Source organism: Microbacterium bandirmense (assembly GCF_037204185.1).
GTDB lineage: Bacteria > Actinomycetota > Actinomycetes > Actinomycetales > Microbacteriaceae > Microbacterium > Microbacterium bandirmense.
In genome coordinates this window covers 18487-32995 of the sequence record NZ_JBBDGM010000003.1, presented here as the reverse complement: position 1 = coordinate 32995, position 14509 = coordinate 18487, and the positions used below count along the sequence as shown (strand labels likewise).

Sequence of the window (14509 nt, the reverse complement as noted above, 5' to 3'; positions counted from 1 at the left end):
AGGCAGAGTGGCCGAGCTATCGGACGTCTACTTCGTCGATGGAGTGCGCACACCTTTCGGGCGCGCCGGCGAAAAGGGCATGTACTGGAACACCCGCGCTGATGACCTCGCCGTCAAGGCGACCATCGGCCTGATGGAGCGGAACGCCGGAGTGCCGGCAGACCGCATCGACGACGTCGCGATCGCCGCGACCTCGCAGACCGGCGACCAGGGGCTCACCCTCGGCCGCTCCGTCGCCATCCTCGCCGGGCTTCCGCAGACCGTTCCCGGCCTGGCCGTCGAGCGCATGTGCGCCGGCGCGATGACCAGTGTGACGACGATGGGCGCTTCCATCGGCGTCGGCATGTACGACTTCGCCATCGCCGGCGGCGTCGAGCACATGGGCCACCACCCGATCGGCGGCAACGCCGACCCGAACCCGCGCTTCGTCGCCGAGAAGATGGTCGACCCCGGCGCGCTGAACATGGGTGTCACCGCGGAGCGGATCTTCGACCGCTTCCCGCACCTGACGAAGGAGCGCTCCGACCGCTTCGGCATGCTCAGCCAGCACAAGGTGCAGGCGGCGTACGACGCCGGCAAGATCCAGCCCGACCTCGTGTCGGTCGCGATCAAGGGCGCAGACGGTGCGTGGGGCCTCGCCACCGAGGACGAGGGCCGACGCCCCCAGACCACGATGGAGGACCTGGCCGCACTGAAGACGCCGTTCCGTCCGCACGGCCGCGTCACCGCGGGCACCTCCTCGCCTCTGACCGACGGCGCGACGATGTCGCTGCTGGCCGGCGGCGGCGCCGTGAAGGAGTTCGGTCTCGCGCCCAAGATGCGGATGGTCTCGTTCGCCTTCGCCGGCGTGCAGCCCGAGATCATGGGCATCGGCCCGATCCCGTCGACCGAGAAGGCTCTCAAGAAGGCCGGGCTGACCATCGACGACATCGGCCTGTTCGAGCTGAACGAGGCCTTCGCCATCCAGGTCATCTCGCTGCTCGACCACTTCGGCATCGCCGACGACGACCCGCGGGTGAACCAGTGGGGCGGCGCGATCGCGCTCGGGCATCCGCTGGCGGCATCCGGTGTGCGCCTGATGATCCAGCTGGCCGCGCAGTTCGCTGAGCGTCCCGATGTGCGCTACGGCCTGACCGCCATGTGCGTCGGCCTCGGCCAGGGTGGCTCGGTCATCTGGGAGAACCCGCACTACGACGGCAAGAAGCGGAAGTGAGCGCAGCTGTGACCAACTACGACGACATCGACTTCTCGCCGATCATGGCGCTCACCGAGGGAGAGGTCATCACCCACTCCCCCGTGCGCGATGTGCGCCTGCCCTCCGGCAAGGTGCTCGCCCTCATCACGCTCGACAACGGGCGCGACCACACCCGACCGAACACGCTGGGACCGGCGACGCTCACCGAGCTCGGTGAGACCCTCGACGGACTCAAGTCACGCGCTGCCGCGGGCGAGATCCAGGCGGTCGGCATCACCGGCAAGCAGTACATCCTCGCCGCCGGCGCCGACCTCTCGGACATCAGCAAGGTGGGTTCGAAGGACAACGCACGCCTCATCGCGCAGTTCGGACACAAGGTCATCGGCTCGCTCTCCGACCTCGGCGTGCCCTCGTTCGCCTTCGTGAACGGTCTCGCGCTCGGCGGCGGCATGGAGATCGCGCTGAACTCCACCTACCGCACCGTCGACGCCTCCGCGGCTGCGCTGGCGCTGCCCGAGGTCTTCCTCGGCATCATCCCCGGCTGGGGCGGCGCGTACCTGGTGCCCAACCTGATCGGAATCGAGAACGCCCTCGAGGTGGTCATCTCGAACCCGCTCAAGCAGAATCGGATGCTGAAGCCGCAGCAGGCCTTCGAGCTCGGCCTCATGGATGCGATCTTCCCGGCGGCCAACTTCCTCGAGAACTCGCTGGCGTGGGCCGACGCGGTGCTCGGCGGCAAGAAGGTCGAGCGCAAGAACGCACCGGGCAAGATCGAGCGCACCGTGAAGTGGCCCGTCGCCATCAAGATGGCACGGGGCATGCTCGAATCCAAGATCGGCACGGTCCCCCGTTCGCCGTACGTCGCCCTCGATCTGCTTGACAAGGCACGCAGCGGCACGAAGGCGGAGGGCTTCGCCCGAGAGGACGAGGCGCTGGCCGATCTCGTCACCGGCGACCAGTTCGCCGCGTCGATGTACGCGTTCGATCTGGTGCAGAAGCGGGCGAAGCGCCCGGTGGGCGCGCCCGACAAGCAGCTGGCGAAGAAGGTCACCAAGGTCGGCATCATCGGCGCCGGCCTGATGGCCAGCCAGTTCGCGCTGCTGTTCGTGCGCAAGCTGCAGGTTCCGGTGCTGATCACCGACCTCGACCAGGCGCGCGTCGACAAGGGCGTGGCGTACATCCACGAGGAGATCGGCAAGCTCGAGGCGAAGGGTCGTCTCGACGGCGACACCGCCAACAAGCTGCGCTCGCTGGTGACCGGCACGACCGACAAGAGCCTCTACGCGGACTGCGACTTCGTGATCGAAGCCGTGTTCGAAGAGGTCGGCGTCAAGCAGCAGGTGTTCGGCGAGATCGAAAAGATCATCGCCGAGGATGCGATCCTCGCCACGAACACCTCGTCGCTGTCGGTCGAGGAGATCGGCTCGAAGCTCGATCACCCCGAGCGTCTGGTCGGCTTCCACTTCTTCAACCCGGTCGCGGTCATGCCGCTCATCGAGATCGTGAAGACCCCGCACACCAGCGAGGCCGCGCTGTCGACCGCGTTCGTCGTCGCGAAGGGCCTCGGAAAGAGCGCCGTGCTCACCGCGGATGCTCCCGGCTTCGTGGTGAACCGCCTGCTGGCGAAGGTCATGGGCGAGGCTGCGCGTGCCGTCTACGAGGGGACGCCGATCGCCGATGTCGAGAAGGCGTTCGCCCCGCTCGGTCTGCCGATGGGTCCGTTCCAGCTGATCGACCTGGTCGGCTGGAAGGTCGCGGCCCACGTGCAGGACACCATGGTGCGGGCGTTCCCCGATCGGTTCTACGCCAATGAGAACTTCCACGCGCTGGCAGAGCTCGACGCCGTCGTGGAGAAGGACAAGGGCGGCCGCGTGACCGGCTGGACCAAGGCCGCCGAGAAGGTGCTCAAGGGTGCGGTGGGCTCGACTCCGGCATCCGCCGAGACGATCCTCACCCGCGTGCAGGACGGCCTGGCGCAGGAGATCCGCATCATGCTGGACGAGGGCGTCGTGCCCGAGGTCGAGGACATCGATCTGTGCCTGATCCTCGGCGCGGGCTGGCCGTTCATCGACGGCGGCGCTTCGCCGTACCTCGATCGCGAGGGCGCTTCCGAGCGCGCGGCGGGCGGCCTGTTCCACAACCCGCCGATCCGCGGCGTCGGCGCCTGACCCGCGGCGATCGCAACGCCCCGTTCGACCGAAAGGTCGGGCGGGGCGTTCTGCGTGCGGAGCTCGAGCGACGGCATCCGACCGGCGACGACGGTCAGGAGAGCGTCGGCACGCCGACCAGCACACGAAGCGCTCCGGGGCGCACCGTGATCCGGCACGTGTCCGAGCCCACCCGCTCGCCGTCGGCATAGACCACCAGATCGGGTGCAGAGACATCCACCGTGTGCGCACGTCGGTGACGCACCTCGGGCAGGCCGAGATGGCTTCCCCGCAGCAGACGCGGGAACAGCCGCAGCAGGCGCCGCCTGGTCAGCGGCGCCACGTGCACGACATCGAACAGAGCATCGTCCGGCTCAGCGCCGACGCACACCGGCATCCCACCGCCGTAACTCGCGGTGTTTCCGACGGCGATGAGCGTGCCCGGAGCCGGCACCGAGTCCGCCCCGTCCACGACGACGCGAAAGCGCACCGGTCGCAGACGGATGAGCTCGATGACGAGTGCGAGGTAGTAGCGCAGCGCGCCACGTGGCCACCTCAGGCGGTTCGTGCGATCGCTCACCTTCGCGTCGAAGCCGAGCGCCGCCACAGTGAGGAAAGGTGTTACGTCACCCGCGCTGTGCACCTCACCGACGTCGATCACGCGCATACTCCCCCGCAGCGCCACGCGCGCGGCCGCAGCCGCGTCGCGCAGCGGCAGTCCCAGAGCGCGCGCGAGGTCGTTGCCGGTCCCGGCGGGCACGAGGGCGACCGGCACCTCGGTCTGCATCAGCAGACCGGCGAGACCGGAAAGCGTGCCGTCACCGCCAACGACGACGAGCACATCCGGGTTCAGCGCGAGCGCGTGATGTGCGAGTCGCCGCGCTTCGGCCGCTGATCCCCCGTCGTACACGCGGACGTCGGCAGCGTGCATCCGCAACTCGGCGATCGCCTCGTCGGCGGCGCGCCGCGCGCGCCCCTTGCCCGCGTGCGGGTTGACGATCACCGCTACGGCGAGCGGAGTCTCCATGCCGCAGCTCAGCGGCTCTGGTGCAGGGGCAGATCGATCGCACCGGTCTGGCCCGGTGCCTTGGCGACGGGGATGCGGGTTCCGCCGACCTGCGCGATCACGTCAGCGGTGATCTTCTCAGCCGTGAGCCCGGCGTCGGCGAGGATCTCGTCGCGGGTCGCATGATCGAGGAACTCACCGGGCAGACCCAGCTCGTCCACGCCGGTGTCGATGCCGGCTTCACGCAGCACCTGACGCACGCGAGTGCCGATGCCGCCGACGCGGATGCCGTCCTCCAGTGTGATCACCAGCCGGTGACGCGATGCCAGTTCGATCACGGCGGGCTGCACGGGCACCACCCACCGTGGATCGATCACGGTGGCCCCGATGCCCTGCGCTTCCAGCATTTCGGCGATCTGCACCCCCATGGTCGCGAACGCGCCGATGGCCACGATGAGCACGTCCTCGGCGGCGGCGCGGGCGAGCACATCGGTGCCGTCGGCGAGCCGCTGCACCGCTGCGATCTCGTCGGGCGCGTCGCCCTTCGGATAGCGGATGACCGTGGGAGCGTCGTCGACGGCCACCGCCTCGTCGAGCAGCTCGCGCAGCCGCTCGCCGTCGCGCGGAGCGGCGATGCGGATGCCGGGAACGAGCTGCAGCATCGCCAGATCCCACACGCCATGGTGACTCGGCCCGTCAGGGCCGGTGACACCCGCACGATCGAGCACGAACGTCACGCCCGCCTTGTGCAGCGCGACGTCCATCAGCACCTGATCGAACGCGCGGTTCATGAAGGTGGCGTAGATCGCGACGACGGGATGCAGTCCGCCGAAGGCCAGACCGGCCGCCGATGCGACGGCGTGCTGCTCGGCGATGCCCACGTCGTACACACGCTCAGGGAAGCGCTCGGCGAACGGCGCGAGACCGGTCGGACGCAGCATGGCCGCGGTCATGGCGATGACGTTCTGATTGCGCGCGCCGACATCGACGAGCGCATCGGCGAAGACCGAGGTCCATGCCGTACCCGAGGACGAAGACAGCGCACCACCGGTCTTCGGGTCTATGCGTCCGACGGCATGGAACTGATCGGCCACGTCGTCGAGGGCCGGCTGATATCCGCGCCCCTTCTCGGTGATGGCATGCACGATCACCGGAGCGCCATAGTCCTTTGCCAGGCTCAGCGTCTCGAGCAGCGCGGGGATGTCGTGTCCGTCGACCGGTCCGAGGTATTTGATATCGAGATTGGAATACAGCGCGACATTGTTCGTGAAGCGCGACAGGAAGCCGTGCGTGCCGCCGCGGACGCCGCGAAACATCGCGCGCCCGAAGGGTCCGAACGCCCTGAAGAGGCGATCCGAACGGCGGTGCAGATCGCGGTACGCGCTGGCGGTGCGCACGCGGTTGAGGTACCGCGACATGCCGCCGATGGTGGGGGCGTAGGAGCGCCCGTTGTCGTTGACGACGATCACGAGATTGCGCTCGTTGTCGTCGCTGATGTTGTTCAGCGCCTCCCAGGTCATACCGCCGGTGAGTGCACCGTCGCCGACGACGGCCACGACGTGCCGATCCGCCCGTCCGGTGGCCGTTAGCGCGCGCGATACACCGTCCGCCCAGCTCAGCGAGCTGGATGCGTGGGAGGACTCCACGACGTCGTGCGGGCTCTCCGAACGCTGCGGGTAGCCGGCCAGACCGCCGCGTGAGCGCAGCTGCGAGAAGTCCTGGCGACCGGTCAGCAGCTTGTGCACATACGACTGGTGGCCGGTGTCGAAGATGAAGGGGTCGTCGGGTGAGGAGAACACCCGGTGCAGCGCGATCGTGAGCTCGACCACGCCGAGGTTCGGTCCGAGGTGCCCGCCGGTGCGGGCGACGTTCTCGACGAGGAATGCCCTGATCTCGGCCGCGAGTTCGGCGAGCTGCTCGGGGGACAGACCGTCGAGGTCTCTCGGACCCGTGATGTTCGGCAGGATCGGCATGGACGCTCCTCCGCGACTCAGTGGATGCGCGGCACGGCTGGCCGCGCGCATCATCCCAGTCTATCGCGGGACGCACGAGGGCTCGGATGCCGAAGCATCCGAGCCCTCGTGGATCACGTTCAGACCAGCGAACGCAGCACGTACTGCAGGATGCCGCCGTTGCGGTAGTAGTCGGCCTCACCGGGGGTGTCGATGCGCACCACGGCGTCGAACTCGATGGTCTTCTTGCCCTCGGGCGAGAACTCGCTCGGGGCAGCGGTGACGCGCACGGTCTTCGGCGTGGTGCCACTGTTCAGCTCTTCCAGACCCGTGATCGAGACGATCTCGGTGCCGTCCAGGCCCAGCGACTCCCAGCTCTCGCCGGCGGGGAATTGCAGCGGGACGACGCCCATGCCGATGAGGTTCGAGCGGTGGATGCGCTCGAAGCTCTCGGTGATGACCGCCTTCACACCCAGCAGGCTGGTGCCCTTGGCCGCCCAGTCGCGGGATGAGCCGGAGCCGTACTCCTTGCCGCCGAAGACGACCAGCGGAGTGCCCTCGGCCGCGTAGTTCTGGCACGCGTCGAAGATGTACGACTGCGGACCGCCGGCCTGGGTGAAGTCGCGGGTGAAGCCACCCTCGACCTCGACACCGTCGTTGACCGCGCGGACCAGCTGGTTCTTCAGGCGGATGTTCGCGAACGTGCCGCGGATCATCACCTCGTGGTTGCCTCGGCGCGAGCCGAACGAGTTGAAGTCCTTCTGGCGCACACCGTGCTCCTCGAGGTACTTCGCCGCCGGGGTGCCGATCTTGATGTTTCCGGCCGGGCTGATGTGGTCGGTGGTGACCGAATCGCCGAGCGTCGCCATCACGCGGGCACCGGTGATGTCGCCGACCGGCGTCAGCTCCATCTGCATGCCGTCGAAGTACGGAGCCTTGCGGACGTACGTGGACTTCTCGTCCCATTCGAAGATCGGGCCGGTCGGCGTGGGCAGGTTCTTCCAGCGCTCGTCGCCGTCGAACACGGTGGCGTACTGGTTGATGAACTGCTCGCGCGAGATCGACGAGTCGATGATCTGCTGGATCTCGTCGGGCGCGGGCCAGATGTCCTTGAGGAACACCTCGTTGCCGTCCTTGTCCTTGCCCAGGGCATCCGCGTCGAAGTCGAAGTGCATCGAACCGGCCAGCGCGTACGCCACCACGAGCGGCGGCGACGCGAGGTAGTTCATCTTCACGTCGGGGCTGATGCGTCCCTCGAAGTTGCGGTTGCCCGAGAGCACCGCGGTGACGGCCAGGTCGTGGTCGTTGACGGCGGCCGAGACCTCGTCGATCAGCGGGCCGGAGTTTCCGATGCAGATCGTGCAGCCGTAGCCGACGGTGTAGAAGCCGAGGCCCTCGAGATCCTTGTCGAGTCCGGACTTCTCGTAGTAGTCGGTGACGACCTTCGAGCCAGGGCCGAGCGTGGTCTTGACCCACGGCTTCTGCTTCAGGCCCTTTTCGCGCGCCTTGCGGGCGAGAAGACCGGCGGCGATCATGACCGACGGGTTGGAGGTGTTCGTGCACGAGGTGATCGCGGCGAGCGTCACCGCGCCGTGGTCGAGGATGTAGCTCTCGCCGTCGGGCGTGGTCACAGGAACGGGCTTCGAAGATCCGTTCACGCCGCTCGAGATGTGCACCGGGCGGGTGTCGTGGTCCTCGTCACCGGGGCCGGCGCCGGGGTCGGATGCCGGGAACGAGTGCTTCGACTCGAGGTCGACGAGGTCGTCGGAGGTGGAGGGCGTCGCGTAGTTGACGATGTCCTTCTCGAACTGGACCTTGGCCTCCGAGAGCAGGATCCGGTCCTGCGGGCGCTTGGGCCCGGCGATCGACGGCACCACGGTACCCAGGTCGAGTTCCATGTACTCGCTGAACACCGGCTCGTTGCTCGGGTCGTGCCACAGGCCCTGCTGCTTCGCGTACTCCTCGACCAGCGCCACGGCCTGGTCGTCGCGACCGGTCAGCCGCAGGTACTCGGTGGTGACGTCGTCGATCGGGAAGATCGCGGCGGTCGAGCCGAACTCGGGCGACATGTTGCCGATGGTGGCGCGGTTGGCGAGCGGCACCGAGGCCACTCCGGCACCGTAGAACTCGACGAACTTGCCGACGACGCCGTGCTTGCGCAGCATGTCGGTGATCGTCAGCACGACGTCGGTCGCGGTGACGCCGGCGGGGATCTCACCGGTGAGCTTGAAGCCCACCACGCGCGGGATGAGCATCGAGACGGGCTGGCCGAGCATGGCCGCCTCGGCCTCGATGCCGCCGACGCCCCAGCCGAGCACACCCAGGCCGTTGACCATCGTCGTGTGCGAGTCGGTGCCGACGCACGTGTCGGGGTACGCCTGCAGCACACCGCCGTTGGTGCGGTCGTAGATGACCTTCGCCAGGTGCTCGATGTTGACCTGGTGGACGATTCCGGTGCCCGGGGGGACGACCTTGAAGTCGTTGAAGGCGGTCTGGCCCCAGCGCAGGAACTGGTAGCGCTCGCCGTTGCGCTCGTACTCGATCTCGACGTTGCGCTCGAGGGCGTTCTCGGTGCCGAACAGGTCGGCGATCACCGAGTGGTCGATCACCATCTCGGCCGGCGAGAGGGGGTTGATCTTGTTCGGGTCTCCACCGAGCGCGGTGACCGCCTCGCGCATTGTCGCGAGGTCGACGATGCAGGGCACGCCGGTGAAGTCCTGCATGACCACGCGGGCCGGCGAGAACTGGATCTCGGTGTTGGGCTCCGCCGAGGCGTCCCACGAGCCCAGCGCCTCGATCTGCGCCTTGGTGACGTTCGCGCCGTCCTCGGTGCGAAGCAGGTTCTCGAGGAGAACCTTCAGGCTGAACGGCAGCTTGTCGAAGCCGGGAACCGTGTCAATCCGGAAGATCTCGTAGTCGGTACTGCCGACCGTCAGGGTGCTCTTTGCACCGAAGCTGTTCACCGTGGACACGAATCCGTCTCCTTCTGAATCTGATGGAAGCGACAGGCGATTCCATCTTGCTCGCCGAGAGCGCGTTGCGGCTAGCAAGGTGTGCCTTACCAGTGTGCGCCGCGCCGGGTATCGACGAAAGCCCGAAATTTATCTTGATGTCAAGATAAATCTATCAGACGGCGAACGGGCCGGATGCTAACCGCGGTGCGCGTAGAGTCGGCGTGTCACCAGCCAGGTCGACGCCAGCACCACCGCGAACAGCGGCAGGCCCATCACGATCTTCACGGTGCCGAGAGTCGCGACGTCGCCCTGGAAGTAGAACGGCAGCTGCACTCCGAGGCGCAGCAGGAACAGCGCGCCCCAGGCGACGGACAGCCAGGCGAAGGTGCGTCGCTTGCGGGCATCCTCACGCCACGCGACGCCCTCGCCCACGAGGAACCCGACGATGATCCCGATCAGGGGCCAGCGCACGAGGGCGGAGACCAGGAACGCCGTGCCGTAGACGATGTTGGTGATGAATCCGACGACGAACTGGTCCTCTGCGCGTCCGGTGAACAGCGGCAGGCCCGCCGCGATCACCGCGGCGATCAGACCGGAGAATGCGGCCACGGGGGGCGACTTCATCACCAGCCGCACGATCGCGAACAGAGCCGCGATGCCGACCGAGAGTCCCAGCGAGAGCAGCAGGTTCTGCGTGGACGTATAGGCGACGATGAAGACGAGCAGCGGCAGGACCGACTCCATGATCCCGCGCCAGCCGCCGATGACCTGCCACACCATGTGGCCGGTGCTCTGCTCGACGTCGGGGTCGATGCCCGCGCGTCGCGCGGCGGATCCGAGCGCGGTGCCGATCAGCTCGGCCGCGGTCGGATCGGTCTCGTGAGTCTCTTCCTCGGACGCCGGCGGGCCGTCGTCGCGGGACTCGGACGCCCCGTCTGTCACGCCGCGCCCGGAGTGGACGGCATCTTCAGCGGGATCAGGTCGCGCGGCGGCATGGGCGAGCTTCCGCGCACCACGACGATCGACCGGAACAGATCCTCGACCTGCTCTGCGGCGGCGGGGTCGGATGCTGCTTCGCCGCCGATCACGCCACGCAAGAACCAACGGGGTCCGTCGACGCCGACGAAGCGTGCGATGCGCATGCCGGACCCCTCTGCGGCGGTCGCGGGCACCTCCGCCAGCAGCTCCTTGCCCAACGGGCCATCGCGCTCCTCGACGCGGCCGCCCTGGGTGCGGATCTGATCACGCAGCTGCACGCGCGTCTCGTCCCACAGTCCGCGGGTGCGCGGCGCCGCGAAGGGCTGCACCTGCAGTGAGGAGCCCGCGTAATCCAACCCGACGGCGACGATGCGCTTGCTCTGCTCCTCGACCTCGAGGCGCAGATTCAGTCCTTCCCGCGGCAGCACCTTGATGCCGCCGAGGTCGATGTACGGCCGCACGGGGTTCGCCTCGGCATCGTCGAAGGGGCCCGCCGTGGCACGATCGGCCGGCGCCGACTTCAGCGTGGGTTCGATCTCTTCAGTCATTCGCTCTTTCCCTGGGTATAGCCGGTCGACCCGAAGCCGCCGTCGCCGCGGACGCTGTCCGGCAGCGCCTCGACGGGTTCGAAGCGGGCCTGGACGACGGGCATCACGATCAGCTGTGCGATCCGATCACCGACCGCCACATCGTACGCTTCCTTGCTGTCGGTGTTGAGCAGACTCACCTTGATCTCGCCGCGATAGCCGGCGTCGACGGTGCCCGGCGAGTTCACGACGGTGATGCCGTGCTTGGCTGCGAGACCGCTGCGCGGGACGACGAATGCGGCGTAGCCCTCGGGCAAGGCGATGCGCACGCCCGTGCCGATCAGTGCCCTCTCCCCCGGCTCGAGGCGCACGGCCTCGGTGGATACGAGGTCCGCGCCCGCGTCGGCGGGGTGGGCGTAATGCGGCACGTTCGCGGCGATAATGGGAACGGCAACGGAATGAGTCACCCCATGAGGCTAATGCAGAACCCCGAGAGCGAAACTCGCCACATCTACCGCGAGCGTCTGACCCCCAGTCTGTGGATGCTGGTGGTGATCGCGCTGGCAGGTCCGATGGTGTCGCTGGTATTCGCGCCGATCGACTCTGGCTTCGCCCTGATCCTCGGCGTCGTCGTCTCGCTCGTGCTCGTAGCACTGAGCATCACGCTGTCGCCCATCCTGCGCGTGCGCGGAACGGTGCTGCACGTGGGCCGCGCGTACATCGACGCCCGCTGGCTGGGCGAGCCCGTGGAGTTCACCGGTGACGAGGCGCGCGCCCGTCGGACTCGCGACATCGCCCGTGACGGCTGGCACTTCCTGCGCGGCGGCATCGACGGCCTGGTGATCGTGCCGGTCACCGACCCGGCGGACCCGATGAACAGCTGGACGATCTCGACGCGGACCCCCGACCGTCTCGCGGCGGCGATCCGCGCGGCACGCGACGCGACCTGAAAGCACAGCCGCGAGAGCAGACAGCTCCGACAAGAGACAACCGCGCAGAGAGCAGAACGCGCCCCGGACCATCAGGCCGGGGCGCGGACGTTTCAGGGATGCGTCAGGCGGCGCACTCCTTGCAGATGGGACCTTCCGGGCCTTCGTGGTCGAGCTGCGAGCGGTGCTTCACGAGGAAGCAGCTCATGCAGGTGAACTCGTCCTGCTGGGCCGGGAGCACGACGACGTCGAGCTCCACATCGGACAGGTCCGCACCGGGGAGCTCGAAACCCGTCGGGTTGTCGGAGTCCTCGACGTCGCCAGCGCCGGACTGGGTGTTCGGCACACGCTCCTTAAGCGCTTCGATCGACTCTGAGTCGTCTTCGCTCTTGCGGGGGGCGTCGTAGTCGGTTGCCATGCGGTGAATCTCCACTTCCGTGGTACGAGGTGGGTGGGTTGAGAGGTGCCGAATCGGGTGTGCGGCGGCCATAGTTTGCACGACTGCGAAGCTTTTCGCAAATGCCGACGTGCACGGAGGGGGAAACTCGCGGCGCGCCCGCAGTATTCCCGGCCGCACACAGGTGCTCGTGACACCATGAACGCACACCCATCAGAGGGGCATTGGCATGGAAAACGTCACCATCGTCGGAACAGAAGCGGGAGTGCTCGTCCTCGCCACCGAGTCCGGGCAGCGCTTCGCACTTCCCATCGACGACGTGCTGCATCGCGAAGTGCGTCGCGCGACCCGTCAGGCGGAACCCGCCGCTGCGCGTCTGGCCGCAAGCCCGCGTGATATCCAGACCCAGATCCGCGCGGGCCTTTCGGCTTCGGAGGTCGCCGCGCTGCTCGGCGTGAGCGAGTCGGACGTCGCGCGCTTCGAGGGACCCGTGCTCGCTGAACGCGAGCACATCGTCGGCCAGGCACTCGCGGTCCCGGTGCTGATCGGCAGCGATGTCGAGCCCGACGCCCAACCCACCTTCGGCACCGCAGTGCGCGCCAAGCTCGCCGACCTGACGGCGACCGATGAGCGCTGGGCCAGCTGGAAGGACGAGTCGGGCTGGACCGTCAAGCTCGAGTTCACCGCGAACGACGTCGCGCACGACGCCCGCTGGGCGTTCGACCCCCGCCGCAGCACGCTGTCGCCGATCAACGCCGACGCCACGCAGCTGTCCCGCCAGGGCTCACTCCCCGACGGTCTGATCCCCCGCCTGCGCGCTGTCGACTCGGAGCGCGTTTCGCCGTACAAGGACGACAGTCGTTTCGATTCCGGTGCCTTCGGACCCCGTCTGGTACCCGGCCCAGACGAGCACGCCGACGATGTCGAGACGGAGCACTCCAGCGCGGCGGCACAGGCCGCAGCCGCGCGCCGCGCCCCCGATGAGCATCGGACCAGCGCGGAGACCGCCGATCTGCTCGAGGCGCTGCGGCGTCGTCGTGGTCAGCGGGAGTCGGCTCCGGTGCTCGAGGAGGAGCCGGCTGAGGAGTCATCGCCGATCGCGCTGTTCGACGCCCTCGATGAGCCCGAGGATGAGACGCCGGAGGCACCCGCACAACCGGAAGCCGCCGAGACCTCGTCGGGACGCCGGAAGCGTCGCAACGCGATGCCCAGCTGGGACGAGATCGTCTTCGGCGCACGCACCGACGACTGATCAGCGCGCGAAGGCACCCATCCGGATGAGCGGCACTCGCCACTCCTCCGGCGTCAGCGCGCCGTGCTGGCCGATCATGCCGCGTCCGCGCTGATCCTCCGCCTCGGCGTCATACAGTGCGTGGTTCGACCGCGCGATGGCCAGCAGGTCGCCGATCCGGCTGAGCGCAGCCTCGGTCACCCCGGCGCCGAACAGTCCGGCGTCGACAGCCTCGGTACGGCTGACGACATCCGCATATCCGTCAAGATCCCGCCGCCATCGCTCCAGCAGCGCGCTCTGGTCAGCATCCGGTTCGGTGTACACGTGCAGCATCCGCGGCTCGCCTCCGATGTGTCGGATGCCGTCGTGCCAGCCGCCCGCCGAATCCAGCACCAGCTGCCGGTGATGCGGCACGTCCACCATTCCGTGGTCGGCGGTCACCAGCATCCCGACGTCGTCCGGCACCCGCTGCGCGAGCACGGCGTCGATGTCTTCGAGCGCCGCCACCCACTCGGCGGAGTCGATGCCGTGCTTGTGACCTGCCTTGTCGATATCGGGCAGATAGCAGTAGACCAGCGCACCCTCGTGTGCCTCGGCGAGGTGCAGCGCCTGCGCGACGCGCTCAGCCGCCGACGCGGCGGCCACGAATTCCGCACCGCGGAGCGTGGCCCGACTGAACCCGCTCCGCGCATGTCCGGAGGAGCCGATCGCGAACGTCGGGTGGCCGGACGCCGCCGCCTGCTCGAACACGGTCGGCGAGGCCTGCCACGACAGCGGATCGATGCCTGCCGCGTCCCAGTCGGTGAGCTGGTTCACCAGGACGTCGCGGTGCGGGTCGCGCACCCGATAGCCGACCATCCCGTGCGCACCCGGCGCGGTGCCGGTGAGCAGGCTGGTCAGTGCCGCCGCCGTCGTGGTGGGGAACACCGCGCCACCGGCATCCTTCTTCGTCATCGCCGCACTCAGCGTCCGCGCGTGCCCTGCGTGCGCGCGCAGCGGGATGGCGCCGAGTCCGTCGACGACCGCCAGCACGGCGGACCGGACGGGCGGCAGGTCACCGGCGCCGCGCAGCGCGGCGAGCAGTCGCTGCGCCACCCCGGTGATGTTCCGCGGCGAATCCAGGGCGGACGGTAGCATGAGAGGCATCCGGGTCAGTCTTTCACAGGCATCCCGACGCGGCCCGCACGAGCGTC

Annotated in this window: 12 protein-coding genes; 4 read left to right on the top strand and 8 right to left on the bottom strand. The window is 68.3% G+C overall.

The window, feature by feature from the left end:
- Positions 1-7: 7 nt before the first annotated feature.
- Together WDU99_RS03910 and WDU99_RS03905 are read left to right on the top strand one after the other, a co-directional pair.
- Entirely contained in the window at positions 8-1213 is a 1206-nt protein-coding gene (locus WDU99_RS03910; protein ID WP_337331141.1) for a thiolase family protein, read from the top strand.
- A gap of 8 nt (positions 1214-1221) precedes the next feature.
- A complete protein-coding gene (locus WDU99_RS03905) occupies positions 1222-3363 on the top strand; it encodes a 3-hydroxyacyl-CoA dehydrogenase NAD-binding domain-containing protein (protein ID WP_337331420.1) in 2142 nt (713 codons plus the stop codon).
- 94 nt (positions 3364-3457) lie between these two features.
- On the opposite strand, the gene WDU99_RS03900 is transcribed toward WDU99_RS03905, so the two are convergent.
- From WDU99_RS03900 to dut, 6 genes are all read right to left on the bottom strand, one after another.
- Positions 3458-4369, bottom strand: coding sequence for a YegS/Rv2252/BmrU family lipid kinase (locus WDU99_RS03900; RefSeq protein WP_337331140.1), 912 nt, complete (start codon positions 4367-4369; stop codon positions 3458-3460).
- A gap of 8 nt (positions 4370-4377) precedes the next feature.
- Complete coding sequence (gene dxs / locus WDU99_RS03895; RefSeq protein ID WP_337331139.1) at positions 4378-6321, bottom strand: 1-deoxy-D-xylulose-5-phosphate synthase; 1944 nt, start codon at positions 6319-6321, stop codon at positions 4378-4380.
- 119 nt (positions 6322-6440) lie between these two features.
- A complete protein-coding gene (locus WDU99_RS03890; RefSeq protein ID WP_337331138.1) occupies positions 6441-9272 on the bottom strand; it encodes an aconitate hydratase in 2832 nt (943 codons plus the stop codon).
- A 177-nt stretch (positions 9273-9449) separates the two neighbouring features.
- Positions 9450-10196, bottom strand: a complete 747-nt coding sequence (locus WDU99_RS03885; protein ID WP_420063981.1) for a DUF3159 domain-containing protein — start codon at positions 10194-10196, stop codon at positions 9450-9452.
- Positions 10193-10780 carry a DUF3710 domain-containing protein gene (locus tag WDU99_RS03880; RefSeq protein WP_337331137.1) on the bottom strand — a complete coding sequence of 196 codons (588 nt, stop codon included), beginning with the start codon at positions 10778-10780 and terminating at the stop codon, positions 10193-10195. The genes WDU99_RS03885 and WDU99_RS03880 overlap by 4 nt, the downstream gene beginning before the upstream one ends.
- Positions 10777-11226 carry a dUTP diphosphatase gene (gene dut / locus WDU99_RS03875; protein ID WP_337331136.1) on the bottom strand — a complete coding sequence of 150 codons (450 nt, stop codon included), beginning with the start codon at positions 11224-11226 and terminating at the stop codon, positions 10777-10779. The genes WDU99_RS03880 and dut overlap by 4 nt, the downstream gene beginning before the upstream one ends.
- Before the next feature lie 3 nt (positions 11227-11229).
- On the opposite strand from dut, the gene WDU99_RS03870 reads away from it, so the two are divergent.
- On the top strand, positions 11230-11709 hold the full coding sequence (locus WDU99_RS03870; RefSeq protein ID WP_337331135.1) for a DUF3093 family protein: 480 nt from the start codon (positions 11230-11232) through the stop codon (positions 11707-11709).
- Between the two features lie 103 nt (positions 11710-11812).
- Here WDU99_RS03870 and WDU99_RS03865 read toward each other — a convergent pair whose 3' ends face one another.
- Positions 11813-12106 carry a DUF4193 domain-containing protein gene (locus WDU99_RS03865; RefSeq protein ID WP_241928650.1) on the bottom strand — a complete coding sequence of 98 codons (294 nt, stop codon included), beginning with the start codon at positions 12104-12106 and terminating at the stop codon, positions 11813-11815.
- 208 nt (positions 12107-12314) lie between these two features.
- Here WDU99_RS03865 and sepH point away from each other — a divergent pair, with 208 nt between their 5' ends.
- Positions 12315-13337: a septation protein SepH gene (gene sepH / locus WDU99_RS03860; RefSeq protein ID WP_337331134.1), complete on the top strand. Its 1023-nt coding sequence runs from the start codon at positions 12315-12317 to the stop codon at positions 13335-13337.
- On the opposite strand, the gene WDU99_RS03855 is transcribed toward sepH, so the two are convergent.
- A complete protein-coding gene (locus WDU99_RS03855; protein WP_337331133.1) occupies positions 13338-14462 on the bottom strand; it encodes an alkaline phosphatase family protein in 1125 nt (374 codons plus the stop codon).
- Between the last annotated feature and the right edge of the window lie 47 nt (positions 14463-14509).